The organism is Bacillota bacterium (genome assembly GCA_040755295.1).
In the GTDB taxonomy this organism is placed as follows: Bacteria; Bacillota; Desulfotomaculia; order Desulfotomaculales; family Ammonificaceae; genus SURF-55.
Genome location: JBFMBK010000003.1, coordinates 169,499 through 195,191, shown reverse-complemented (window position 1 = coordinate 195,191; position 25,693 = coordinate 169,499). Strand labels below are relative to the sequence as shown.

The 25,693-nt window shown below is 48.9% G+C and carries 22 protein-coding genes; 13 read left to right on the top strand and 9 right to left on the bottom strand.

Going from position 1 to position 25,693, the window contains the following annotated elements; all coding sequences use genetic code 11:
• Nucleotides 1-188 precede the first annotated feature (188 nt).
• The 4 genes from AB1500_04025 to AB1500_04010 all read right to left on the bottom strand — a co-directional run bounded on the left by AB1500_04025 (nt 189) and on the right by AB1500_04010 (nt 3,805).
• Nucleotides 189-1,100, bottom strand: a complete 912-nt coding sequence (locus AB1500_04025; protein MEW6182330.1) for a hypothetical protein — start codon at nt 1,098-1,100, stop codon at nt 189-191.
• The gene (locus AB1500_04020; GenBank protein MEW6182329.1) at nt 1,097-1,684 is read right to left on the bottom strand and encodes a GDYXXLXY domain-containing protein; all 588 of its coding nucleotides are present in this window, start codon (nt 1,682-1,684) and stop codon (nt 1,097-1,099) included. The genes AB1500_04025 and AB1500_04020 overlap by 4 nt, the downstream gene beginning before the upstream one ends.
• Nucleotides 1,681-3,060: a DUF2157 domain-containing protein gene (locus tag AB1500_04015; GenBank protein MEW6182328.1), complete on the bottom strand. Its 1,380-nt coding sequence runs from the start codon at nt 3,058-3,060 to the stop codon at nt 1,681-1,683. The genes AB1500_04020 and AB1500_04015 overlap by 4 nt, the downstream gene beginning before the upstream one ends.
• A 199-nt stretch (nt 3,061-3,259) precedes the next feature.
• Nucleotides 3,260-3,805 (bottom strand): hypothetical protein, encoded by a 546-nt coding sequence (locus tag AB1500_04010; GenBank protein MEW6182327.1) that lies wholly within the window; start codon nt 3,803-3,805, stop codon nt 3,260-3,262.
• A gap of 317 nt (nt 3,806-4,122) precedes the next feature.
• On the opposite strand from AB1500_04010, the gene AB1500_04005 reads away from it, so the two are divergent.
• The 3 genes from AB1500_04005 (at nt 4,123) to AB1500_03995 (ending at nt 8,869) form a co-directional block, all read left to right on the top strand.
• A complete protein-coding gene (locus tag AB1500_04005; GenBank protein MEW6182326.1) occupies nt 4,123-4,440 on the top strand; it encodes a carbohydrate-binding protein in 318 nt (105 codons plus the stop codon).
• A gap of 254 nt (nt 4,441-4,694) precedes the next feature.
• Nucleotides 4,695-7,940 carry an S-layer homology domain-containing protein gene (locus tag AB1500_04000; GenBank protein ID MEW6182325.1) on the top strand — a complete coding sequence of 1,082 codons (3,246 nt, stop codon included), beginning with the start codon at nt 4,695-4,697 and terminating at the stop codon, nt 7,938-7,940.
• Between the two features lie 293 nt (nt 7,941-8,233).
• Nucleotides 8,234-8,869 (top strand): hypothetical protein, encoded by a 636-nt coding sequence (locus AB1500_03995; protein MEW6182324.1) that lies wholly within the window; start codon nt 8,234-8,236, stop codon nt 8,867-8,869.
• On the opposite strand, the gene AB1500_03990 is transcribed toward AB1500_03995, so the two are convergent.
• The 3 genes from AB1500_03990 to sigI form a co-directional block, all read right to left on the bottom strand.
• Nucleotides 8,847-9,503, bottom strand: a complete 657-nt coding sequence (locus AB1500_03990; GenBank protein MEW6182323.1) for a rhomboid family intramembrane serine protease — start codon at nt 9,501-9,503, stop codon at nt 8,847-8,849. The two genes, AB1500_03995 and AB1500_03990, sit on opposite strands and share 23 nt — an antisense overlap.
• Before the next feature lie 104 nt (nt 9,504-9,607).
• Nucleotides 9,608-10,798 (bottom strand): hypothetical protein, encoded by a 1,191-nt coding sequence (locus AB1500_03985; protein ID MEW6182322.1) that lies wholly within the window; start codon nt 10,796-10,798, stop codon nt 9,608-9,610.
• A gap of 48 nt (nt 10,799-10,846) precedes the next feature.
• The gene (gene sigI, locus AB1500_03980; GenBank protein MEW6182321.1) at nt 10,847-11,551 is read right to left on the bottom strand and encodes an RNA polymerase sigma factor SigI; all 705 of its coding nucleotides are present in this window, start codon (nt 11,549-11,551) and stop codon (nt 10,847-10,849) included.
• Between the two features lie 276 nt (nt 11,552-11,827).
• Here sigI and AB1500_03975 point away from each other — a divergent pair, with 276 nt between their 5' ends.
• Together AB1500_03975 and AB1500_03970 are read left to right on the top strand one after the other, a co-directional pair.
• Nucleotides 11,828-12,721: a carboxypeptidase-like regulatory domain-containing protein gene (locus AB1500_03975; GenBank protein ID MEW6182320.1), complete on the top strand. Its 894-nt coding sequence runs from the start codon at nt 11,828-11,830 to the stop codon at nt 12,719-12,721.
• A gap of 340 nt (nt 12,722-13,061) precedes the next feature.
• A complete protein-coding gene (locus AB1500_03970; protein MEW6182319.1) occupies nt 13,062-14,153 on the top strand; it encodes a DUF763 domain-containing protein in 1,092 nt (363 codons plus the stop codon).
• 55 nt (nt 14,154-14,208) lie between these two features.
• Here the strand turns inward: AB1500_03970 and AB1500_03965 are convergent, their stop codons facing one another.
• Nucleotides 14,209-15,357, bottom strand: a complete 1,149-nt coding sequence (locus AB1500_03965; GenBank protein ID MEW6182318.1) for an iron-containing alcohol dehydrogenase — start codon at nt 15,355-15,357, stop codon at nt 14,209-14,211.
• A gap of 283 nt (nt 15,358-15,640) precedes the next feature.
• Nucleotides 15,641-16,165 carry a nitroreductase family protein gene (locus AB1500_03960; GenBank protein ID MEW6182317.1) on the bottom strand — a complete coding sequence of 175 codons (525 nt, stop codon included), beginning with the start codon at nt 16,163-16,165 and terminating at the stop codon, nt 15,641-15,643.
• A 226-nt stretch (nt 16,166-16,391) separates the two neighbouring features.
• Between AB1500_03960 and AB1500_03955 the strand changes: the two genes are divergently transcribed.
• The 8 genes from AB1500_03955 to AB1500_03920 all read left to right on the top strand — a co-directional run bounded on the left by AB1500_03955 (nt 16,392) and on the right by AB1500_03920 (nt 25,462).
• Nucleotides 16,392-17,840, top strand: coding sequence for a hypothetical protein (locus tag AB1500_03955; protein MEW6182316.1), 1,449 nt, complete (start codon nt 16,392-16,394; stop codon nt 17,838-17,840).
• A gap of 124 nt (nt 17,841-17,964) precedes the next feature.
• Nucleotides 17,965-18,951 carry a glycosyltransferase family 2 protein gene (locus tag AB1500_03950; GenBank protein MEW6182315.1) on the top strand — a complete coding sequence of 329 codons (987 nt, stop codon included), beginning with the start codon at nt 17,965-17,967 and terminating at the stop codon, nt 18,949-18,951.
• Between the two features lie 18 nt (nt 18,952-18,969).
• Entirely contained in the window at nt 18,970-20,097 is a 1,128-nt protein-coding gene (locus AB1500_03945) for a hypothetical protein (protein ID MEW6182314.1), read from the top strand.
• Between the two features lie 100 nt (nt 20,098-20,197).
• Nucleotides 20,198-21,739, top strand: coding sequence for an undecaprenyl-phosphate galactose phosphotransferase WbaP (gene wbaP, locus AB1500_03940; protein ID MEW6182313.1), 1,542 nt, complete (start codon nt 20,198-20,200; stop codon nt 21,737-21,739).
• Between the two features lie 98 nt (nt 21,740-21,837).
• Nucleotides 21,838-23,100 (top strand): O-antigen ligase family protein, encoded by a 1,263-nt coding sequence (locus AB1500_03935; GenBank protein MEW6182312.1) that lies wholly within the window; start codon nt 21,838-21,840, stop codon nt 23,098-23,100.
• Between the two features lie 49 nt (nt 23,101-23,149).
• The gene (locus tag AB1500_03930; protein ID MEW6182311.1) at nt 23,150-24,412 is read left to right on the top strand and encodes an O-antigen ligase family protein; all 1,263 of its coding nucleotides are present in this window, start codon (nt 23,150-23,152) and stop codon (nt 24,410-24,412) included.
• Between the two features lie 70 nt (nt 24,413-24,482).
• The gene (gene pssD, locus AB1500_03925; GenBank protein ID MEW6182310.1) at nt 24,483-24,950 is read left to right on the top strand and encodes a PssD/Cps14F family polysaccharide biosynthesis glycosyltransferase; all 468 of its coding nucleotides are present in this window, start codon (nt 24,483-24,485) and stop codon (nt 24,948-24,950) included.
• Nucleotides 24,947-25,462, top strand: a complete 516-nt coding sequence (locus AB1500_03920; protein ID MEW6182309.1) for a glycosyltransferase — start codon at nt 24,947-24,949, stop codon at nt 25,460-25,462. The genes pssD and AB1500_03920 overlap by 4 nt, the downstream gene beginning before the upstream one ends.
• Nucleotides 25,463-25,693: the final 231 nt, after the last annotated feature.

Sequence of the window (25,693 nt, the reverse complement as noted above, 5' to 3'; positions counted from 1 at the left end):
TGCACCTCCTTAAAATTGATCAACCGCCAAGACGCCAAGAATCAGGAAATGAATATTTATCAAAAGTAAAATAGCTGTTTACAGCGTCATTTTCGGATTTCCCTTGGTGCGAGCTAAAGGCCCGCATGGCGAACTCTCTCGGAAATAAGCGCTCTTTCGTAGGGCGCGGCGATAAGCCGCGTATAGCTTTATCCATACCGTCCGAGCATGTTCTTCCACTGAAACTCCGGGTCAACGGTGTGAATCGTGGATATATCAACAGCAGAAAGGTTAAAAACACCCCCTTCCAGACCTGCTGCGAGTCGTTGCAGGGTTAGATGCAGGTCCGTTTCTAACCCGGTCTTCCCAGTGTCGCATAAATCCTCCGTCAACACCAACACACTCTGACCGTGGACGCGGTGCGCGATATGTCTCGACGGCATCCGCTCGTATTCCGGGACGGGCTTCGCCTTGGCCATAAGCCACTGGAGGGAGTCTTCCTTATCAAAAATGAATATTTGAACGTTCAACGAGGGTTCCAATAGGTGTCCTTCGACGCTGATATACCTGAACCTGCGGTCACGATAGTAGTATTCCTTGTGCCGGCAGTGAACCCACCTGAGACCGAACCCTGACGCAATAAGCTCGACGACCCGGCTTTCCGGCAAATACGGCCGATAGTCGGATTTCAGGTCGCCTTTCGCAAGTTGATCCAATAAGGCGCGCGCTTTTAGAACACCGGGCAATCCTTCGCGCGGCCACGTAGTGACACAATAATAGAGCACGTTTTTGCCCATTTTAAACCCGTAGAAAACCTTTTTTTCGCCCCGGAGATGTGTTTTCAGGTCAACCGGCCGTTCTTCGACGACAATGCCGTGACCGCGCCGGAGGCAGACCGCGCTCACGCCTAAGTCTCCGATATTCAAGAATTGAAGACTTTTACTCTTTTCGATAATAGCCTGACGGGTTACTGGATAGACCCAGGTTGAAAATACATCATCCCCGGCACCGGCTGGATCCCAGACGACCGACCAGCTTCCGGGTGCGGCGGAGCGCGACATGCACAGCCTGGAAAGGAAGTCTTTCATTTCCGAGGAAAACCGATATTGCGCCTTATTCATAATCCCGGGTTCCGCCCGTTTTCGCGAAGAAACTGACGTATCGGTTTTCCGTCTATGTATAGCTCCTCAAGCACGGCGAGCCCGTTTTTGACGCGCACCGTTACGTAAGCCCGGGGACGCTCCGGGTTTATGCCGTACGTGCGGTAGGCGTCTTCGGCGGCGGGCGCGTCCTTTTCTTCCATGTAGTAACGGTCGAACGGCGCCTTGAAATACACCTTTGTTCCGGAAGGTTCATCTATAACGAAATTCACCCTGGTCTTGACGTAGGCGTTGCCTTCAGGCGGTCGCGCGGTAACTTTGCTGAAGGCGGCAAAACCCTGCTCGTCAACGGCGATATGGGCGTAGACCTTTTGGCCGCGTTTTAATCCAATGACGCCGACGGCGGGGACGGCACTGCTCTCGATGCCGACTGCCACATACCGGCCCCTGAAGGCGTCGTAAGGGTCGACGGGAGCGGTGTGGAATTTAAACCGCTGTCCGGTTTTTAAGGTTATTTCCCGGTCAAAAATCATCTTAACGGGTACGGCGACCTGGATGATCGCCAGAAGTATGAAAAGCGCCGGTATCAAGTGTTTACTTTTCATGCCGCACCCCCTTTGACGCGGCGTAAAAGCACGAGGTTGGCCGCCAGAAAACCTATGCCGACGACAATGAAGACAACGCCGCGAACCGCAAATCCGATGTCGCTGTCGAAGAAGCGCGCAAGGATCAGCGCCGCCAGCAATAGCATCCCAACGTTAACGGTAACAAGGCGCCCGTTCCGGATTCCGGAAATAATGGTGGCAGTGGCGATAATAAAGAAGTACAGGTTGAATAACACGGCGGGTATAACAACACTGTCATGAATGCCGGTTTCGCTGACAGCTGATACCGGATGTCCCAAAAACGCATAGCCCAGAGTAACTATCAACGGCGCAATCCCGAGCGCCTCTTTTCCCTTTCGGCCCCGGCGCACGCAAACGGCAAGAAGGCACAACGTAACAAGACTAATCGGAAGGCCGAATACGAGCAGCGGGTTAAATGTACCGGCGCCGCCGGGCCGATTTGCAAGCCAGACGAAATTCTCCCATATTCCCTGGTTGGTCAGCGAAAACGAAATTACGATAATTCCCGCCGCCCCCAGGCTTTCAAAAGGCTGCCGCCACCATTCACGTCTCTCCATGTAGAAAAGACTTCCGCCGAGATAATAGATTGCGAAAACACCGGAGATTAAGGCTACGCCGAAAGACTCAACTAACTGTGGCAAGGTAACGTTTACAGCCACACAAAGTGAAGGAGCAAGTACCCATGAAAGAACGACAAGCCGGTTCGAGAAGAGGTATTCTCTTGCGAGAATCCAGAAATGAGGGATTATAAGCCCCGCCAGCGGCCAGTAGTAATATGAATGTCCCTCCCCGGCCCCGGCACTCCAGACGGTTATGCCCGCGATATAAAAAACCGCCGGAAGGTTGGCGCGCATCAGATAGACCAACGGCACGCTCAGCAGCATCCATATCGGCAGAAAGTTATCCCCGAGTCCCGATATATGATAGGTCTGGCTGATCAAGGCGATGGATGCCCCGACGGCAAGCATCAGGAAGGTGGCCGCCCCTTCTCTTAAAGCGGCGGACTCCATGCGGCGCCAGGTTACCCATCCGGCAAGGAGTTGAGCAAGAACAAGCGGGGCGAGTGACAGAAAAGTCCTGAACGGACGTGTGAGGTAATCCCAGTTATGAGCCAGAATAAGTATGACGCCGCCGCCGATCAAAACGGCGCCCAGGATGCTGCAGACAATTAAGGCGATTCGCCGCCCGTCACCGACTTCGGCGTCGCCGTAATAATTGCGCAGTTTTTCAGCGCTTTCCTGCGGGATGATATTTTTTTCGATTAATACAGGCAATTCGCTGATAAGCCATTTTACATGCTTTGTATCCATACCCACACGCTGCTCCCTGAGGCTGAAACGCAGGTTTAACTTCATCAAAAGGCCGCTCAACAAAGTCGTTTCTGAAATAATAATGTTCTACATAAAAACGGTCTCACCTTTCCTTCCCAAATAAAAAGATACCTCTACAGTCTCTAACACGAGTCAAGCTCAAAAAGAAAGGCGGCTGTTGCGCAAACCCAAACACCGCCCTTTAAGGTGCTTCCCGGATTTGAGAACCGGCGGCGTTCCGTCTCTACACGTCAGGTTTCCTGCACTGAGCCTTCCCCCCGCATTCGAGCTCGCAGACGAGTTTTTCTATTTCGCTTTGATGTCCAAGTTCAAACTCTTTAGCAGGCACGGGAAGCTCGGCCAGGAGTTCTTCCATCGCCTGCACGACTTTACGCGCGGTCTCCGACTTGATCGCCTTCTGCTGCACCAGGTCCATTATCGCGCGGACGATGATGCTGCCGCAGCGGTGGGCCGACGGGTTGAACAGCTTCGCACAAACCGTTTCGCCGCAGCGAGCCTGTACTATCGCCGCGTCTGTAAAGTGGTTGGCCATATACTCAAACCCCGGTACCACGACGGTAAAACCCCATACACCTTTCACGTAGTAACAACCCGGAGGCACGTCCACCTCAAGGTGCCCGTACTGGGCCGGGAGAACAACGTACTTTCTGTTCCCCCACTGCAGAACGTTTCCGTTGCAATCATAGATCGTGATATACCACCTTTTGTTGTCGACGCCGCACGGGTCGTCGATGCCCGAAACCCAGATGCTCAGTTTCGCCGAGTCCATTTTTGTCTACCTCCCCTTTCGAAATAGGACAACCATATGAAAAAATATATTCAGCCCGGCGGGTAAATTGCACCCGGACGATCAAATTAGTTGAAATCCGACCAAGACAGGCGGCTTCCCCGATGCTGTGCGTTACACGCACCTGAAACACATCCATATCACAATTCAGAGTTTACGACGATTCGTAAAGAGCTTCTCGATATAGCTAAGTGATATTGAACACAAGAATTTGCCGTAATATTTGCCAAGTATTTTTGTCACTAGGCGGCGCAACATAGAAATAGAGTTTAAAAATTTCGCTAAAAGGAGGTTAATATATGTTTATTGCCAACGGTAAACATGTACTGGACCAGCGCGTCGACGTTTCGCCGTCGCCGGCAATCAAGGGTAGAGACGTCTTTATCCGTTACGAAGGCCTGCTCAAGAACAGCGGCGCCGACCGCGTATTCTGCTACTATGGATACGACGGCTGGACAAATACCAGTACCGCTGAGATGAGGCGCGAACACGACGGCAGCTTCGCGATTTCCTTGCCCGCACACGGCAACGCGGAAATGAACTTCTGTTTCAAAGACAGCGCGGCTAACTGGGACAATAACGCAGGTTGGAACTGGCTTACCGACATCAGGTACTAACAGTCAATTTAGCGCGAAGAGACACACGCCAAGGCGTGTGTCTCCTTTTTTTCGAGTTTACGCTGTGTTTAACTGTTAAGTGTGACCAGTTTATTCCGATAAATATATTTGTGATTCTCAGGTTTTGATGTTGCGTAGAGACGGCCTCTCTAAATCATTAATTATCTAAACAGCCAACCTGCTGGGGGGTGGAAGGGGCGGAATGTTGGTGAGTATAAAATGGACCATCATTTTGAAAGGAGGGTGTCCTGCGGATGTTTAAAGTAAAAAGCGGCGCCCTGAAGCCGCTGGTGATCTTTCTTTTATCTATGGCGTGCCTGGCGGCTCCCGGGGTCGCGCTGGCTACGTGGACAATCACTTCCGGCACAACAGTAGGAGGAGTTACTTATTCAAAGAATTTAAGCAGTGTAACCGGTAATTTCGATTCCAGCGGCTCCTCCGTTTCTGTTGTTTACGGCACCGTTTACGAAGGAGGAACCGCCGTATCCGATTCTAAATGGGATAACGCCCTGAGCGCGGTTGGTTCTGTTTACAGTTGGAACCTGGATTTCTCCGGCACCTCTGTAGGGAACAGCGTTTACTTGTTGAATCTTTCAGCTTTCGATGCTTTCCCCGGGCCGCCGGTGGGCAGTTCGACCAGCACCTTCGTTTACGACACAACCCCGCCTGAAATACACTCATGCCAGGTAAACCCGAACATAAAGGTTAAAAACGCCCCGCCCGACAACAATGTAACGGTGGAGGTTTACGCCGGCGATGTATTAAGCCCCATTGAGGACGACGATTTCGTCCTTAGCGGAATCAGCGCTTCATCCTCGACCGTGGTGACGGACGGTAACCTGAAGGGTAAGATCTGGACGATTGATACGAGCGTGATAGATCCCGGAACATACCCCGTGACGGTGACGGTTTACGATGCTGCAGGGAACTACGTGGATTCCAATCTGACCATAACCGTCTTGAGTGTAACGCTTGGCGGCAACGGGGACACCGACGCCGACCACATCTATTACTATCGGGAGACGCCGGGGACGCCGGATACCTTCTCATTTACAGTGTACGGACTCCCGGCCGGAAACTACAGCGTGGCTTTCGGCAGGGAGGATTTCGGCAGTTTCACTATAAGTGACGTTGTCTACGGCTGCCAAACCAATAACTGGCGGCTTGCCGGAGCCCCGAGCGGCAGCGGCGTCGCATTTACCACACCCATTATTAATAACGACCAAAACCGTGCGGGAGGCGGCCCCAGCCCGGTAGCCGTACAGGTTTACGAGGACAGCGGAGGACCCCCGGGCGTAACCTATGGACAGTCATTCCCTCTTGTCAGCGGTTCGGGCGATTTGGACATCGTTCTGGTAAACATGGACCTTGAACCGCCCGATGCGGAAAAGGTGTTGTTCCCCGGAGGGTGGCCGTTCCTGTCGGGGCCTCCGGTAAAATCGCGCCCGACATTTGACTCGCCGGGCCTCAATATGAAACAGATGAACGCCGGCGCGCCGGTAGCGTTTATCATTTATCAACCCGACCTTACGCCGGAAGGCGACCCAATGCCGGGAGGTTATCGGGCCACGGGAGAGATCGAGTTCGCCCAGTATGAAGCAGGTGTTCAGGACTACATAGATTTCCTGGAAGGTGCCGGCCCGAGCAGCCCGCCGAAAATCTGCAGTGTTTTCAAGGCCATGGGCATGACCTTCGCTTCCGGAGAACCTTCGGTGGATGTTCACGTTTATACCGATCCGGCTCTCCAGGCGGAGGCGCAAGACTACCTCAACGATAAGGAAGCAACGATCAGGTTGTTTAACATTAAAGAAAAATTCGCCGACTGGGCGGCCAACTTCAGTGACGCTCAGCTGGCGGGGCCTATAACCCTCAATGAAGCGATACTTAACGTGACTTCTGTTTACGATGACGGCGCTACTGCGGCCCCGAACCTGGTCGACTGGGGAACGGCCACCTTCGTATACGGCGAAAACAACGGTACCCTGACCCTTCCGGTCGCGCACTTCACCAAGTACGAGATCGAACCCGACGTTTCCCTGAGCAATCTGACTATCAGTTCCGGCACTTTAACCCCGGCTTTCGACTCGGACGTTACGAGTTATACCGCTGCGGTCGCCAACAGTGTAAGCACCCTCAACGTCACGCCGACTGCGGCGGCAGGGAATCTGGCTATTACGATAAACGGCAACGCTGTAGCAAGCGGTTCGGCACAGGGAGTCAGCCTGAATGTCGGCAGCAACACCATCACTGTGGTCGTGACAGGTCAAGGGAGTTCCACTAAAACCTACACGCTGACCGTAACCAGGGCTTCGGCGGACGGCGGCGGCGGATCGAGTACGACACCGCAAACCCAACCGACACCGACGACATCCACGGGAGAAGTTGCACCGACATTGAGCACAACACCGGATGGCGAGACCGACGCCGCGGTATCGGACGCTGCAGTGCAGGAGCAGCTCGACGATGGACAAACAGCGCTTACCGTAGATGTAAGCACGGTGGAAACCCCGGTCAACGTCAGCCTGTCGGGAACGTCGGTGGATGCTATGGCGAGCGGGGGTGCCAGTCTTACAATCGACACCAGGTGGGCCGACCTTACAATCCCCGCCGGGACTTTACCTTCCGGGCAGAATGTGACGGTAAGCGTCGAGCCCGTTTCCGCGCCGCCGAACCTGCCTTCCAACCTTTCGGCCGTCGGCGGCGCAGTAAGCATCGAGATCACCAGCGGCTCCGGCAACGCGACGCTGCACAAGTCCGTGACCCTCATCATCGCCTACAACGCTTCCGCCGGGACCGACCAGAACAGCCTCTTCGTCTACCGGATCAATGACGACGGCACGCTCACCTGCGTAGGAGGAACCGCCGAAGACGGAAAGGCTTCGGTGGACCTCAGCCATCTAAGCAAGTACGCAGTGTTGGCGTATAACAGCGGCTTTTCGGACATCGGCGTCCACTGGGCAAAACGCAGCATCACTTTCATGAACGCCCGCGGCGTGGTAAAGGGTGTTTCAAACACCAGTTTCCAGCCGGAGCGTGCGGTGACCCGCGCCGAGTTTGCGGCGCTTATGCTGCGCACTCTCGGTATCATGGAAAGCAGACCTGAAACACCAACCTTTACCGATGCATCCGCCGACAAATGGTATTACGGCGCGGTCGAAGCCGCTTATGAGGCGGGTCTGGTCAAAGGCATCGGCGAAGGTGAATTTGCGCCGGAACGTACCATCACCCGTGAAGAGATGGCGGCGATAGTGTTGCGTGTACTTGAAAAAACAAACGCCTCCGTAGCCCTTGCCGACGGCGAAACCGCACAACTGCTGGCGCAGTTCTCCGACAACGACCAGATCGCTTTGTGGGCGCAGACCAGCGTCGCGTCGGCGGTGAAAGCCGGAATTATCGCCGGTAATACGGACGGCAGCTTTGCACCGCGGACCGATACCACACGCGCCGTTTCGGCGGTAATGGCCGAGCGAATACTTAAAGCGACAGGTACCGTTAATTAAACAAGCGTAAACGTGTAAGAGGGGCGGGCGTGAAAAACGCTCGCCCTTTTCCTATATATGAAATTATGCCTTTTGCTTGTTGTTGATAAATTAGGTTCTGACTCTGTTTAGAAAATGGGAAAATACTTTTGGCATTCCTGGCGTCTTGGCGGCCAGGTTATAGTAAGGTGGGTTTTGCCCACCTTTAGTTCTTTGGCGAAGCGGACTCCGGAAAGATAACCCCGTTATGTTGGTTCTGTTTATTGGGGAGGGTACCCGCTCATGGTATAATAACTTTCACGGAGGGAAAACAAATGTTCGGCTTTAATCCGTTCGGTAAAGCGGGTGTGGATGCCGCCCGGCGCAAGATCTCAAACATTAGGAAAGAGTATCCCGAACTGGACAGAGAAGAACTGGCATGGATGGTAATAAAGGAAAAATGCTTGTTGTGCGCTCTGGCAGGGTGTTTTACCGCGATCCCCGCTATAATGCCTGGTTTGGGAACGTTAATAGCGATTTTAGGCGGCGCCGCGATAGATATAAGCGTCCTAGGCATGGCGATTACCCGATTGGTCCTTGAACTGGCAACCCTCTATGGGCGTGACACCCGGAGTCCCGCCGCGCAACGTGAGGCTCTTCTGGCCTTTACCCTCGCCGTGGGCATTCATGGTATCAACAAGCGGCTCACCACGCTGGTCGCGGCACAGTTCTCAAAGCAGCTGACCAACGAAATCCTGGAAAGGATCCTTATCAACCTGGGGTTGCGCGCCAGCCAGCGTCAATTAATCCCGCGGCTTCTGCCCCTGATCGGGGTGCTCGCCGCCGGCGCTATTAATTATTTCTTCGCGCGGGCCATCGGCGCAAGGTTATTGCGGTACTACCAGAAGGGCGATACATCCTTCGAAGGACAAACCATCGATGCGGAGTTTACCGCCGGAAGAATCGAATAAGCACTGCGCCCGAGACAAAACCTCCTATGTGCGCCCACCAGGCGACGGTCTCGCCCGGTACCGCGATGGAAGCAACCCCGTTTAGAAGCTGCATCCCGAACCACAGAACGATAAAAAAGGTCGCGGGGATTTCAACCAGGAACACAAATAACAAGGGGACGAGCGTCAACACCCTTGAACGCGGGAAGCTTACCAGGTAAGCCCCTAAAACGCCGGCAATCGCCCCGCTGGCCCCTATCGTAGGCATGGCCGACCCGGGATTGGCCAGAACATGGGCCACACTCCCGATTATCCCGGTCAAAAGGTAAAAAACCAGAAACCGCCCGCGCCCCACAGAATCCTCAACGTTATCACCGAACACCCATAAGTAGAGCATATTCCCAAGGACGTGGAACCAGCCGCCGTGAAGAAACATTGCGGTGAAAAAGGGTACAATTGTCGAGAGACTTAAAGGGCTTTGGAAAAGCGCGGGTAAGTCCCTTGCCGGAACCACCCCCAGACCTTTAGCCAGCTCTGCAAGCCCGGTCTGGGGAAGCGATGCTTCGTACAGGAATATAACGATGTTTATAATAATTAAGCTTACTGTAAAGATGGGAAAGGTTCTGGAACGGATAGTATCTCTGAGTGGAATCATCTTGACCTCCAAAATATATCTTAAAAAAATAATACACCCTCCGGCAAGGGTGTTCCAGAAAATTTAAGGAAGAGGCGAATGAAGAACCTTTACCGGTCTGTCCCCTAACGTTCCGGAGTGTAATCCATGCCACCGTAAACTTGTCCGTAACCGCTACTATTCATTTCCTTTATAATGTCCTCACCGCCCGTAAAGATATGCTGCCCAGTTTCCGCAGGGTCGTAAACCCCTGGGTTTACGACGTTTTCCTGCGGCAACAAGTCGTTCGATTGAACCGCAGGAGGATTTCCTCCGTCTGCGGGTTCCGAAACTCCGGTTTCATCTTTTTCTTTCCCGAATCTGTTCCTCGAACCGCTTGATTCCCCTGTTTGCCCCGCGCTGTTTCGGTATTGCCCTTCAGACCTGGGTTTTACCGTTGTTTTCGGCTTTCCCGGCGGAGTGGGCTTCCGTCCCGGATCAGAGCCGTCCTGCTTCGGTTTTATCGCACCGGAACCGTTATCCTTAGACCTATGCAGGTATTTTATCTCTACGGGTTTAACGACAATACCTTTCTGGTTTCCGGCTTTGAGCAACTGTTCCACTGATACCTTCTTGTTTTCTTCAAACTGTGCCAGACCTTCCCGTTTTAATTCTTGTATCGTTACCGTCCGTCCGGAATTCTCCCCTCCAATTTTTAACGCGTATCTGCCGGATGAAAGCCCTTCCCGGCGGGCTTCCCCGCGAATGCCCGACGCCGACGAGGAAGCTACGACCTTTACAGGAAGATCCGCCTTATGAATGTGACTTGCGGCAACTTCAGCCAATTCACTCGTTTTCGGTACAGGGACTCCCCTTTCAACCGGGACTACGGTTACCATAACCACGCCTGACTGCCCTCGGGTTAAATAATGCAGCTCTTCCGCTCTATCCAGGAGTAAGTCGATGGCCTTTGTCACCGGTATGCCGCGAAGTTTAAGACCTGATACCAGTCTGCGGGCATCTTCATTCAGGAGGTTTGTATTCAATACCCTGGCCTGACGGTCGATCCCCAATTCCAGGCTGGGATTAATATCGAGCGCAACGTAAGCGCAAGGAGAGGGAACCAGGAAACGGTAAAGTCCGAAGCCGATGAAGAAGAAGGCTACCGCGGCAGCCGCGGCGAGTGTCTGCCACCAGTGGATTAAACGAGGTTTAACCGGAACTTCGGACCCGACTTGTGCAGCGGAGGCTTGAACGAAGCAAAAATTTCCCTCTGTGGTAAAGACTATTTCCGCACCGTTTTTTTCTAAAAGAATACCCTTTTCCTGCTCTTTCATTTCTCTTCCCTCATTAATTGTTCGCCGATATTCATCCCAAGACATTTGTCAACAGTATTTAAGATGAGAGTATAGATAAGTAAAATCCTCAGGATACCCTAAAATAAGACTTAGCGCAACGATATAACGCCTGCCTCGCTCGAGAGTTTTTCTTGGCACGCCGGTAGCAAGGGTCAACTCGTTTATCGGCAGTCTTTTTTTCTCAACGAACACCTTGAACAGCGTATCATTCTTCGACATTTCCCTGGCCACAATCAGTAAATTTAATCTCGTGTCACGGTGCTTCGGCGCCGCCTTCGTCAGTTCTCTAAAACTTAAACCGAATTCGGACAGTAATTTCGCATAGCGTTCTATCTCTTCACGGCGTTCCCTTATTACTTCATCTTCAGAAAAACGTACGTGTGCTATCTTTATGGAGGAAGACCCGTTTACGTGGTCAAGTTCGTCAATGCTGAAGCCGTTTGTTTCGCGCGCCTCCTTGCGAAGATGGTCGGTGATACGGCTTCTTATCACTATTCGCGCGAACGCCGGAAAGGGAACGCCCCGACCGCTGTCATAAGCATCAATGGCTTCGTCAAAAGCAATCAACGCCATACTCGCAACGTCATCGCTCCAGCCCACGTTTTGTCTGCAACAGGCACGCGCCGTGCGGAGCACAAAATGCCGGTGGTGTTCAATGAGTTCCTCTCTTGCTTTTCGGTCACCGCGCTTTGCCCGTGACAAGAACTCTTCTCTGATCGCCGGGTCGTCCAACAGATTGCACCCCAGTCTCCGCGAAAAAGATAGCTTATGCGTATTCTTTCTGCAGAAATCTCACGAACTCCTCCCCTTCGTCAGAGTCAGAAATGAAACCGATTGGTTTCAGTTATCCGTTCTGAAAATATATTCGTTAAAAGACTCTTTTTTTAGAGGGTACCGTCCAAAAGGCTTCCACACCCCGCGTATGTTAGATTAACAGCACGAATCGCCGGGGGGAGGTATGTGAGTTCATTTGAAAGTTCCTTTGAGAATAATAATGGAGGTAAAATAATGCGTTCAAAACTGATATCCATATTGGCGGCCTTAACGCTGTGTTTGCTTCTCGGAGCTGCGCTTCCGGCACTTGCGGATCAAACAGTGGTGGGAGTATACTCGGGAAATCTGCCTTTCACAGGTGATATTCAAGGAAAGGTAACGGTCGGAACGGGCACTTACGTGGATGGAGCCCTGGTTACCGCATGGCGGATCGGCGCGAGCGTGCCGCCGGCCTGGGGAGTATGGGATAAAAAGGACCTGCCTCCGGGTATCGCCAAACGATTTGCTAAAAATGATCCGCTTACTTGGACCACGACCGACGGTGGCGGAGCATACACGCTCAGCAACCTTCCGGGCGGAACATACGTTATATCTGTAAGCGCTCCCTGGTATCTTCCGTGGAGGGCCACAGTTCGAGTGGCGCCCGGATCCACCGTAACCCAGAATGTGTACCTTCGCGGGGAGTTCGGCTCCGTCGGCGGAGTGGTTTATGACGTTTACAATAATAAACCGCTTAACCGGGCCACGGTAGTCTTGTTCACTTACTCGAACCAACCGGGACCGCTGTTGCAAGGAAATCAACTTAAGATGAAAAATTGGAAAATGGACATAACAAAGGATTTTGAGGAAGAAGAGCTTGACGTGCAAATTGAATCACGTATGCTCAGGATCGCCCGCACCGACGAAACCGGAGTTTTTGTGCTGAACGCGCCGCCCGGCACCTACCAATTCCTGGCGGTACGGCCTGGTTACAAACCTGTGCATAAAGTGGTAACCGTTGCCGCAAAGAAGCTTACCCGTATGGATGTAGGGATGACCGGATTGCCTCAACCGGCGCCGAAAAAGGTTGAGCCGCAGAAGAGTAAAGCTCAAAAAGCGAATGGGTACGGTTACGGGAACAAACATTGAATTAAACTGCAGTATTAGGTTTCTTTATTAAAGAAAGAACCGGGTGAATCAGGTTTCACCTGGTTTTTTTCTTGTGGCAAATGAGTCTGACTTGTTTAGAAAAATATAATTATACTTTTGGCGTTCTTGGCGTCTTGGCGGTTAGGGCGGGCTATTGCCACTCTGCCGAATAAGCGGTAAGCTACTGCTTGGAGGAGTTCCATATTGCGCATCCAACGGCATGACGAAACATGAGAATTGACGTGATAATGGCTATTTAACTGTTATCAAATATTCTTTTTCTTGTCATGTATTTTCTTGGCGCCTTGGCGGTTTTACTATTCTCGGAAGGAGAATCGTCTTGCGAACCGGTATCGCCAACCTCCCGCTGCACTCGGGAAAGTGTCCGCGCTGGCTCTTTGAGAAAATGGTTGAACTGGCGCGGGTTCTTGTGGAATTGATGGTCATGGAGGACGGCCCGGACGGGGTACTGAACCGCTTGAGCGATCCCTTCTGGTTCCAGGCTCTGGGATGCGTGCTTGGTTTCGACTGGCACTCGTCGGGACTCACCACCACTGTCTGCGGCGCGCTGAAAGAGGCCCTGCGTGAGGGGCAGAGGGATCTGGGAATTTTCGTCTGCGGCGGGAAGGGCGCCACCGCTTTAAAAACCCCGGAGGAGATTATAAGGATTGCGGACCGGTACCCGCTTGGCGCCAACCCCGAGGAACTGGTGAGAGCTTCGCGTCTAACGGCAAAGGTGGATCAGGCCGCGCTTCAGGACGGGTACGACCTTTACCACCATTCCTTTATTTTTTCGGTAAAGGGAACCTGGACGGTGGTTCAGCAAGGCATGAATCCGGAAGCCCGCCGCGCCCGGCGATATCACTGGCTGTCGAACGCTTGCGGCGACTTTGTGGTGGAGCCGCATACGGCGGTTTGCTGCGATACTTCCGGTCCGACGCTCAATCTCGTCGCCAGGGAAAGTGACGGGTCACGCAAAAACCTGCCCGCTATTTCGGGTGAGCGCCCGGAATTGCTGGTCGGGGAACTGAAGAGTATACAGGACCGGGTGCTCGACCTGCCGGAGCGCCACCGTCTCCTTATTGCCGACCTGAACCCGGCGCGATTGAAAACGGTTTTTGAAAAAAGCTATCTACGGCAGCCCGAAGATTTTATCAGTCTTCTGGAAACACCCGGCGTCGGAGCTCGCGGGGTCCGGGCGCTCAGTCTTATAGCCGAGCTTGTATACGGTACCGCTCCGAGCTATCGTGATCCGGCCAGGTTTGCCTTCGCCCACGGCGGTAAAGACGGCACTCCCTTTCCCGTCGACCGCGTAACATATGACCACAGCATTAAGTTTCTCAAAAAGGCCGTGGACCGGGCTCGTATCGGTGAGAGCGATAAAAAAGCGGCGCTTGCGCGCCTCGAACGTATTTTTCAATGCAAAGAGTAGATCCTAATTCTGCATCCTGAATTCCATATTCTATATTCTACATTCTATATTCTGCCTACAACGCCTGGCGCAGGATCTCCTGCAACTCCTCCCGGGTCGCACGGCGCGGGTTTACCTTAAGGGAACCTGCCGTTAATGCGGCGTCAGCCAGACTTTCAATATCGGCCTCCCTGATCCCCAGGTCTCCCAAACGTGAAGGCAAGCCCAGTTTGTCAACCAGACGACGCACGTATTCAAGAAAGCGCGCCGCGGCGGCGCCCGAGTCCGTGCCTCCCGGGACAATTCCGGCAGCAATCGCCAAAGCGCCGTATTTTTCTTCCACCAACGGCAGGTTGTAGGCCATGACAAACGGCAGGAGCGAACCGCAGGCTAAACCGTGGGGCACGGCATAACGTACCCCGACGGTATGCGCCAGGGCATGAACCGCCCCCACACCGGCGTTTTGGATGGCCATTCCGGCGAGAAAACTGGCCTGCATCATACGTTCGCGCGCGTCGCGGTTTCGGGAAACTGAGTAGGCGGTATGAATGTTTTGAACGATGAGTCTCACGGCTTCGATACTGACGGCGTTGCTGAGCGGGTTTGGAAAGCGGTTGGTGTACGCTTCGACGGCGTGGGTAAGAGCATCGAGCCCGGTGGACGCGGTCAACTCCCTCGACAGCGACATCGTCAGGATCGGATCCACCACCGCCACGTCCGGGAGCCAGAAGGCGTGCCGCAGGCTTTGCTTTTTCCCAGCTTCGCGGTCGACGAGCACCGCGTTGGCAGTGGCTTCAGAACCGGTACCGGCGGTCGTCGGCACGGCAAACCAGGGAAGCTTCGGCCGGGTTACCTCCCTGCCGTAAAAATAGTCTTTTACCGAACCGTCTTCGTTAAAAAGTCCGGCAGCGGCTTTGACGGCGTCAAGAACACTGCCGCCGCCCACCGCCACCATCAGGTCGCAATTTTCTTCCCGCGCGTACTGCCGCAATGATTCCACGCACTCAAGAGACGGTTCCGGCTCTACCCTGTCAAAATAGACTAACTCAAATTTCTTAATAGCAAAGGGAGCGGTCACCCGCTCGAAGTTGCCGCTGATCTTTAGGCTGTTTCTGCCCGAGACAAGAAGTATCTTCTTGCCGTAAGACTGGGCCTCCTCGCCCAGACGGTAGGTGCTTCCAGGGCCGAAAAGAACCCGTGTCGGCAAATAAAGATCAAAAAGCAACAGAACAGCTCCTTTCTGCATCCTGATTCGATTTATTCAGGGTCAGAATTCAGAATCCGGTATTCAGTAGTCAGAATAAAAAACAAACTCAGGAACGACTTGCAAGATAGTCTATTCGGCATTTATCCCGAACTAGGGCAGTTTACATTCCGGCAGACCCTTCTCTATTCTGGATTCTGGATTCTGGCTACTGACTTCTGAATCCGGACCTGAAACCCTTGCCTCAATAGTTTACCTGATTCTACCCCCTCCGAAGTATTATACCAGAGCCGCAGGTGTGTTTTTATAAGTACTTTCTTATTTCATCGAGGCTCCGCCGTCCCGTCCGTTTTTCCGGATGGAAAGCCGAATATCCGATAAGAACCAGCGCGACCGGTCTGTACTCCGCCGGAATTCCCATGCACAATCTGACCTGTGTTTCATCGAAGGCGCCGACCCAACAACTCCCCAGACCGTACGCGGTTGCCGCAAGCAGTATGTTCTGGGCCGCTGCCGCCGTGTCTTGAAGACAATAAAGGTGCCGGCCCCGTTCACCGTACAGCTTGGCCGAGCGCGACGGTTCGGCGCAGACTACGATTACCACCGGAGCATTCGCAACAAAACCCTGGTTCAAGGCCGCCGCCGCGAGACACTGCCGCTGTTTTTCATCAGTTACCACATAGAAAAACCACGGCTGCAGGTTACCCCCCGACGGCGCCCAGCGTGCCGCCTCCAAGAGGATTTCGACAACCTCGCGGGCCACGGGTTCTTTGGTAAATTTGCGTATGGAGCACCTCTGTGCCATTACGCTTATTATCTTAGCCGGCATTATTCCGACACCCCCAATTTAATGATTTATTTTACGCTCATCTTCCCCATTCCTTCCATTCCTTAAAATCGTGAAATGTCTGATTTCTCGGTAATAACAAAAAGTCTTGCAGGAAATTGAAAATATCGCCAGAAAAAGAAGGAAGTCCGGGACATTCAATTGAATAAGATTATCGAATAGTCGATATATGAGTTATTATGTAGAATATACAGGAAGAAGCAGCAAAATGACACAGAACAGTTTCCGAAAGGCTCTCACAACCTTAATTATTGTCGGAATCCTCGTGAAGGTTATTGTATCTTTTGAGAACGGGATTTCCGATCCCGACACCTGGTGGCACTTGGCTGCCGGTAAGTATATGGTCAGTCATCATGCCGTTCCCCATCAGGACGTCTTCTCCTGGACTGTCTCCGGACAGGAATGGATAACGCACGAATGGCTTGCGGAAGTCCTCTTCTATCTTGGATATCTCGCGGGAGGGTTCTGGGGTGTTCTGAGTATTATTCTCATAGTCGCGGGCTTGGCGTTGACATTTTACTTCAGGCTAATTTCCATGCCGAAGGATTCCTACCTAATTGCCGCATTAACCCTACTCGCAGTCGGACTAATGCTCACACCCTTCCTTCAAATCAGGCCTCAGATATTTTCCTATTTTTTCTTTATAATATTTCTTTATGTTCTATATCTGTTTGTGAATAAGAAAAAAGACTATCTTTTCGTCTTGCCTTTGATCAGTGTTTTATGGGCAAACATTCACGGGTCTTTTCTCGTCGGTCCCTTAGTAGTCGTTCTGTATATCTTCTGCGGTATGCCAAGGATAAATGAAGCAAGAATTATAAATATCCACCTGAATAAACACCAGATTATTAAATTGTTATTTTACTCTGTTTTGTGTATTATTGCCGCCACATTAAACCCGAACGGAATTAAACTTCTTGCTTATCCTTTTATTACTACTGGTAGTAGCCAGATGACAAATACAATTAAAGAATGGTTATCGCCAAATTTTCACGATTTATATTTTCAAGTTTTTCTTGTCTATTATCTGTCAACATTTTTAACCTTCGTGCTAAGCAAGAAGAAGATTTTCGTAACCGATTTGCTGCTTTTCTTAATTTTTGGGACTGCAGCCTTTTTCTATGTGAGATTTATTGCCTACGCCATACTCGTAAGCGGTCTTCTATGGCCGAGGTATTTTCAACCGCAACTTGTATATAATACAGACTTATCCAGGTTGAAAACTGTTCTTTTGCCGCTAGTTGTATTTTTCTATATCTTTGTCCTTACTGTGAGATTTCCCTCACAGAATGTGATAAACCATAATTTTACGCCGAAGGATGCGGAGTACCCCGTTGCGGCTTTGGATTACCTAAAGACTCACCCGATAAAGGGAAAAATGTTTAATGACTTCGGCTGGGGCGGTTACCTTATCTGGAACCGTCCGGAGGAGAAGGTTTTTATTGACGGTCGTGCCGACGTTTATCTGAAGAAAGTTTTTGACGATTACATAGATATTACTCGGCTTAAACCGGAGGCGGCATCACTGCTGGAAAAATACAGGATTGACTATGTATTAATGCCCGTTGATGCGCCGCTTATAGTGGCGCTGCAGTTTTCCCCCCATTGGAAGGCAGTTTATAAGGATGATACAGTAAAAATTATGGTAAAAAACTAATATACTTTTTACTTGGAACAACAAAGACATTTGCAGGTCAATCCTCTAAGAAATCAGCCTTCAGCTTAACGCGAATATCCATGTGGATTTCTTTATCAGGATATAATTTAAAGGCGGTTATTTCATGACACGAACAAATTCTCTAATTTCAATAGTAGTTCCAATGTATAACGAATCACCTAATATCGAGCTTTTCTTCTCAAGGTTAGTAGTAATAATGGGAAAATTAAATTTGTCGTATGAGATAGTATGTGTCAATGATGGCAGTAAAGACGATACACTTGACCGATTGCTTCATTACGCCGAAAAAGACACAAGGATTAAGATTATAGACCTTTCTCGTAACTTTGGAAAAGAAATTGCTTTAACCGCCGGCCTTGATTTCGCATCTGGAGAGGTTGTGATTCCGATTGACGCGGATCTTCAGGATCCGCCCGAGCTTATCCCCGAACTTATAGCAAAGTGGCGTGAGGGTTACGATGTAGTTTATGCTACACGAACCGAAAGAGAAGGCGAAAGCTGGTTTAAGCGCTGGACGTCACATCTGTTTTACAGAGTTATTAAAAGGATGACTTCAGTAAGTATACCTCAAGACACCGGCGATTTCCGGCTAATGAGCAGACCTGTTGCGCAGGCGCTTAAAGAACTCCGCGAGCGCAACCGTTTCATGAAAGGCTTGTTCAGTTGGGTCGGTTTCCGGCAGACTTCGGTTCCTTATAAAAGAAATCCGCGCAACGCGGGTAAGACCAAATGGAATTACTGGAAGCTGTGGAATTTTGCCCTGGAAGGTATCACTTCATTCAGCTACATTCCGTTGCAATTCGCGACCTATTTTGGCCTTACTGTGGCTTTCTTTTCCTTTGTTTATGCCTTGTTTATTATAATCCGAACGTTGTTCTACGGCAGGGACGTCGCAGGTTATCCTTCTTTGATTACCGTCGTTCTTTTTCTTGGCGGTGTGCAGCTTTTTGCTATAGGAGTCGTCGGTGAATACATCGGACGTATATACAACGAAGTAAAGCAACGGCCTTTGTATTTAATAAGGAATAGCTACGGTTTTTCCGAAAAGGGATGTAATAATCAGGTAGATTATCCTTCCAAGAATAACTAGACAGGGATGGAAGGAAATATGTTCCGCTATATTAAAAGGGAATGGCTTGAAATACTATCTATTTTCATTATCTCTAAAATATACCAATTTGTCTTTGTTTATTGGGGACATGCGGTAAGAGGTCCTGCACCGACCGGGGGTTGGGAAGGCGTAGACAATTGGCTACTAAATCCATGGACAACTTACGATAGCCAATGGTACATCGAAATAGCCACTAAAGGTTACAGAGAAGTCACTGCTACATTTTTCCCCCTCTACCCGTTACTACTGAAAGTCTGCGGATATTCAGAAACATCTCGAGCACTTGCCGGCGTGATTATTTCAAATTTAGCTTTTATTTTTGCGCTTTATGTTCTTTATCGGTTGACCAGATTAGATTTTTCAGAGGAAACCGCAAAAACTGTTATATGGATAACAACTTTTTTCCCAACTGCCGTTTTTTACGGAGCAGTTTATACCGAATCATTATTCCTTCTTTTGATTACTATTGCCTTTTATGCAGTCCGACAAAACAATTGGGCTGTTGCCGGAGTTACCGGCGGGCTTGCCGGATTTACCCGAAACCCCGCCCCCTTAGTGTTTACTTGTTTATTTATTGAATATTTACACTCTATCAAATACAATTTCAGTAAAATTAAGCTTCAAGTAATTTTATGGTTATCTCTTGTTATGGCAGGTTTCTTAGGCTTTCATTTATATCTATACAGCTCTTTTGGCGATCCACTTCTGAGCGTCACAAGTCAAAAGTTTTTTTACCGCACTCCCGCATGGCCATGGGAGGCAGTTTTTCATGATGCTCTTTACTTGATAACCGGCAGGGGTGGTTTGCAGACCCTATTGAACTTACTTACCGTTCTATCAGTTTTTTATTATTCGATTAAATTTATTAAGTTATTTAGGCTATCCTATCTTTTATTTATCGTAGGTGTTATCACAATGCATCTATTAAATCCAAGATTAACTGAACCCCATACCATTGGAGCCGTAAGATACGCTCTTGTTTTATTTCCCTTCAATCAAATACTTGCCATAGTTTTTAATAATTGCAGACTTAAACTGACTAAGTATTTATTGGTCATTGTTTATTTAATGATTAGCGCCGTTTATTCTTTTTGGTTTGGGCAAAAAATAATTTTCTTAGGATAAAACCGGTTCATGACGATAAATAATCAAGAATAAAAAAGAAACCTTATTTAATCGCCGATATTACCGATATAATTCATAAGCAATCGAAAGGTGGGGTATTATGGCGCCGGTATCTAAAACAATACCTCCTTTGCTATCCGATAAGATAGAAGTAGCTTATGATAATAATTCCATAACGCCATCTGTTGTCGCGGTGCCGTTTTCTTATTACATTCAATTGATGACTGAGGTATTCTGTCTGATCTTTGCCGATCTGCTCTCACTTAGTCTCAGCTTCTACATCGCGCTAGAAATAAGGCTGCAGTTAATGCCTTTGGTATTGCAGCTTGTCGCCACTCCGCCGGGATTCTCTAAGCACTATTGGTGGCTGGCTGTCCTTTCTATCGGGGCACTGGCCTATGAAGGGTTGTACAACCGGCGTCTTCCATTTTGGCGGGAATGCGGCGCTGTCTGCAGGGCATTGACATTGGGAATTGTTTTGATCCTTGCAATTATATCATTGGGGAAATTCAGCAGCGAGGTATCCCGGGCCACTCTCCTAATATCTTATACAATCGCGGTAGTTCTTGTACCTTTCGTTCGCTATCTGAGCAAGCCTGTGTTATACCGTTTTAAGATGTGGCAGCGACGTGTGCTTATATTCGGTGCGGGAAAAACGGGGCGGATCATAGCCAAAGCGCTGATTAACGATCGGTACCGCGGCTATACTGTATGTGGTTTTCTCGACGACGATCCCTTAAAGCAAAAGACAGCCGTGCTTATAGACGGTATAAACCTTCCGGTTTTCGGCGGCTTCTGCGACAGCGACAAGGCGATATCTTGTGCAAGAGTCTACAACCTCGTCGTTGCCGCTCCTAAGATGCCGGCTAACGAACTTGTCAACCTCGTAAACAAACTGCACCTCCGGACGCCCTCGGTAGTGGTTGTGCCTGACCTTTTCGGTATTCCGGTGGTCGGCGCGGAGGCCGATTATCTTTATCAGGAAAAAACGCTCGTCTTTCGGGTAAAGAACAACCTTGCAAACCCATTCAACTGCTTCGTCAAACGTATCTTTGACCTTGTTATTGGCGGCGTTATCTTCGTCCTCCTCACGCCGGCTCTAATCGTCCTGGCTACAGCCATAAAATTGGATTCACCGGGGCCGGTTGTTTTCCGCGATTTCCGTATAGGCCGCCGGGGTAAAAACTTTACTTGCTTCAAATTTCGAACAATGCACCTGAATAACGGAGAAATCCTTCGAAAACACCTTGCGTGTAACCCCGACGCCGCCGAAGAGTGGCATCTATACGCCAAACTCAAAGGTTATGACCCTCGTGTAACTCGTGTAGGACGGTTTCTGCGGCACTTCAGTCTTGATGAGTTCCCGCAGCTTCTTAACGTTCTCCGGGGTGATATGAGCCTAACCGGTCCGCGGCCGTACCTTCCACGTGAACGTGATGATATCGGCTACCTGGCGGAAAACATCCTCATTGCTCGCCCCGGAATAACGGGTCTTTGGCAGGTCACCGGACGGAATGAACTCACCTTTGAGGATCGCGTACAGCTTGAATCCTGGTACGTCCACAATTGGTCGCTGTGGATGGATATTACATTGCTTCTCAGGACCTTCGGCGCGGTATTGGCCCGACGAGGAGCTTATTAGATCGCCAGGATTTAATGTGCTCGGTAATAATCCGGATCAATCCGAAAGCTGACTCTTTTAATAACTGGTTTTATTAAAAGAAAGAGTGATGAGACGTCGTGAATGAATCCACTCCTCCAAAAGGTGAAAAAGTCTTTGCAGTTATTGCCCTGCTCATTATTACCGGGGCACTTTCCGGTCCCCTTATTCCCCTTATGCAGAGACATTTCGGACTACATCTTCCAAAAGGGCACATCCTTTCAATGTCCTTAATATTAATTATTTATTTTTTCACAATAGTTCTGCTTTCATTACACCGAAGGAAAGCACTTTCTGTTATAGCGCAAAACAAGTTTTTCTGGCTCTTTGTACTGCTGGCGGTAGTCTCTTCTTCATGGTCGATCATGCCGTACCAGTCGTTGACGCTAAGTTTGGCTCTATTGCTTACAGCGTTATTTGGCCTTTACCTTGCCGTACGATATTCTGTCGCCGAGCAACTCCGGCTTCTCATAGCAGCTCTGGGAATAGCCGCTTTGTTGAGTTTTCTTTTGGTGGTAATATTCCCGCTGTACGGTATATCCGGACCTCCCCATGAGGGCTGCTGGCGGGGAATTTATATTCATAAGAATGTTCTTGGACGCTACATTTTCATGGGATGCCTTGCACTTGTAGTCAGTATCAAATCTGGTTTATATTGTGGTAAAACAGCCTATTTTGCGTTAGGGTTTATGCTCCTCATCGGAATTTTTTCCGGTTCGCGTTTAGCGGAGGTAGCCTTCATGGCAGCGCTATTGCTGCAGCCTTTACATCAATTGCTTCAAAAAGGATTTCGCTTCTTACGAAAGACCGTTATAACCGGTATTCTTCTTGTATGCGCCGGAACCGTCTTTCTATTTATTTTTAAGTTTGGCACCCTGACGAGTCTTCTGGGACGAGACATTACTCTCACAGGAAGGACTGGTATTTGGGCCGAAGCAATTAAACTGACGGTTAATCATTCGTGGATAGGGCATGGTTTTGGAGGTTTCTGGCCTTATTTTGACGATTCCTCGAAATTACTTTTTCTTGGTTCAAAGATTAATGCTATAAACGGTCACAACGGTTTTCTTGACATCTGGATCGACCTCGGGTTCTTAGGCCTGATAATATTCCTTGTCGTATTAATCTTAGCTTTTAACCGAGCGATAGAACGATTCCGGTCCGGCAGCGGCCCCGAAAATCTATGGCCGCTTATTTACCTTACGTTTTTGGTTGTCATCAACCTCGGGGAAACCGAGTTCCTTTGTATCAACAACATTTTCTGGACCATGACTACAGCAACCATTTTAAGCTTGAATAGCCATACCTGTGATACATCTTCAGCAACTGCCAGCAATAATTAATTTTTATTAACTAATTGGGATATTTTAAGGTAAAGAGTGATGAGATACTATGAATGAATCCATTCCCCAAAAAGGCGAAAAACTCTTCACAGTTATTGCTCTATTTATTATTACCGGGCCACTTTTTGGTCCCATTGTTCCGCTTCTGCAGAAACATTTCGGGCTGCATCTTCCAAAAGTATATATTCTTTCAATGTCACTAATGTTCATTATCTACTGTTTCACGGTAGTTTTGCTTGCATTACATCGAAGGAAAGCATTTTTTATTATAGTACAATACAAGCTTTTTTGGCTCTTTATACTGCTAGTGGTAGTCTCTTCTTCATGGTCGATCCTGCCGTACCAGTCGTTGACGCTAAGTCTGCTTTTAGTGCTGACAACCTCTTTTGGTCTTTACCTTGCCGTACGTTATACTGTCGTTGAACAGCTTCGGCTTCTACTAGCGGCATTAGGAACAGCCGCTTTGTTGAGTTATCTTTTGGTGTTAATATTCCCATTGTACGGTATATCCGGACCTCCCCATGAGGGCTGCTGGCAGGGAATTTATATTCAAAAGAATGTCCTCGGACGTTACGTTTTTATGGGATGCCTTGGATTAATAGTCAGCATCAAAAGTGGCATATATTTGAGTAAAACTGCTTATTTTGCATTAGGGTTGATGCTCCTTTTAGGTATTTTTTCCGGTTCGCGTCTAGCTGAGGTAGCCTTCATGACAGCATTGTTGCTGCAGCCTTTAAACGAATTGCTTCATAAGGAATTTCTTTTATCGCGAAAGATCGTTACTACCGGTATTCTCCTCATATGCGCCGGAACCGCCTTTATTTGTATTTTTAATTTTAATACATTGATGAGTCTTTTGGGACGAGACAGTACTTTTACCGGGAGGACTGGTATTTGGACCGAAGCAATTAAACTAACGGTTGATCATTCTTGGATTGGGTATGGTTTTAAAGGTTTCTGGCCCTATTATGACGATTCCTCGAAATGGCTCTTTCCCAGTTCTCAGATTAATGCTACAAACGGTCATAACGGTTTTCTTGACCTTTGGGTCGACTTAGGTATGCTGGGTCTCATATTATTTCTTATAATCATAATCAGTTCATTTTATCGAGCTATACAACGATTCCGGTCCGGCAGCAGCATCGAACATATGTGGCCGCTCATTTACCTGACTTATATTGTCATAATTAACTTCGGAGAAAGCGAGTTACTTAGTATTAATAATATTTTCTGGACTATGACTACAGCAACAATTTTAAGCTTAAATAGCCGGACCTGTAATACATCTTCAGAGATTGCCAGCAATAATTAGTGTTTATCAACTAATGGTATTTATGCATCTGCCTTAAGACTTTTTATTATGATAATCGGAGAGATCAATTATGAAAGAAGCTTCGGACAAGAAATTGGGGTTAATATGTTCATCTGGTGGTCATCTATGGCAACTTACGTTATTGGAAGAATGCTGGGGAAAATACAATAGGTTTTGGGTGACCTTCAAAAAGCCGGATGCCTTATCCCTGCTTCATGCGGAAAAAGTGTATTGGGCAGCATTTCCTACCACAAGGAACATAAAAAATCTATTAAAGAATATAGTGCTGGCCTGGAAGGTCTTACGTGCAGAACGACCCGACATACTTATATCTAACGGGGCAGGTGTTGCAGTGCCGTTTTTCTGGTTAGGAAAGCTCTTGGGCATTAAACTTATATATATAGAGGTTTATGATAGGGTAGAATTACCGACTTTGACAGGGAAATTGGTATATCCAATTGTCGATAAATTCCTGCTCCAGTGGGAGGAACAAAAGAAGTCTTATCACAAAGGCATTGTTATGGGGCAAATAATATGATTTTTGTAGCGGTCGGCACCGACGAGCATCCTTTTGACAGACTCGTAAAATTTATTGATTCTGCAGTAGGATCAGGATATATAAAAGAAAAAGTGGTTATGCAAACAGGTCACTCAACCGTTGAACCTGCTTACTGCGAGTATAAACGTATCATGCCGTTTGACGAGATGATCGGACTGATTCGTGACGCGGAAATAGTAATAACGCACGGGGGCCCAGGGCTTATTATTCAGACTTTAAGTTTCGCAAAAATACCGATAGTTGTGCCCCGTCAAAAACGCTTTAATGAGCACGTTGATGATCACCAGGTCTTGTTCGTGAAAAGACTGGAAAAAGAAAAGAAAGTTATTGCAATTTATGAACTGGGAAGTTTATTAGAAGCAATTGTTAAGTATAGTGAAATTATAAAGGATTACAATTATCAAACAGATAAAACCAAAACGAACAAAACAAGTTCATTTGCTTTAGAACTCGATGGTATTATAGATGAGTTGTTTCGTAATAGGAATTAGCATGTTTAGAGCATACTTTGTAATAATAAAGGTGATTTATTATATTTATTCCTACAGAGCGAAAACCTACTAATTGGGTAATCGTGACCAACCACTTAATGCTTAAGTACGTTAAGAACATTGCTCCGTGTAACGATATCTCAGTCGTTTTATTCATACCTGAAATAACACTTTCTGATATTGAAAAAACTTTTCCAAACGCATTTAATATAATACTGCCGCCAAATTCAT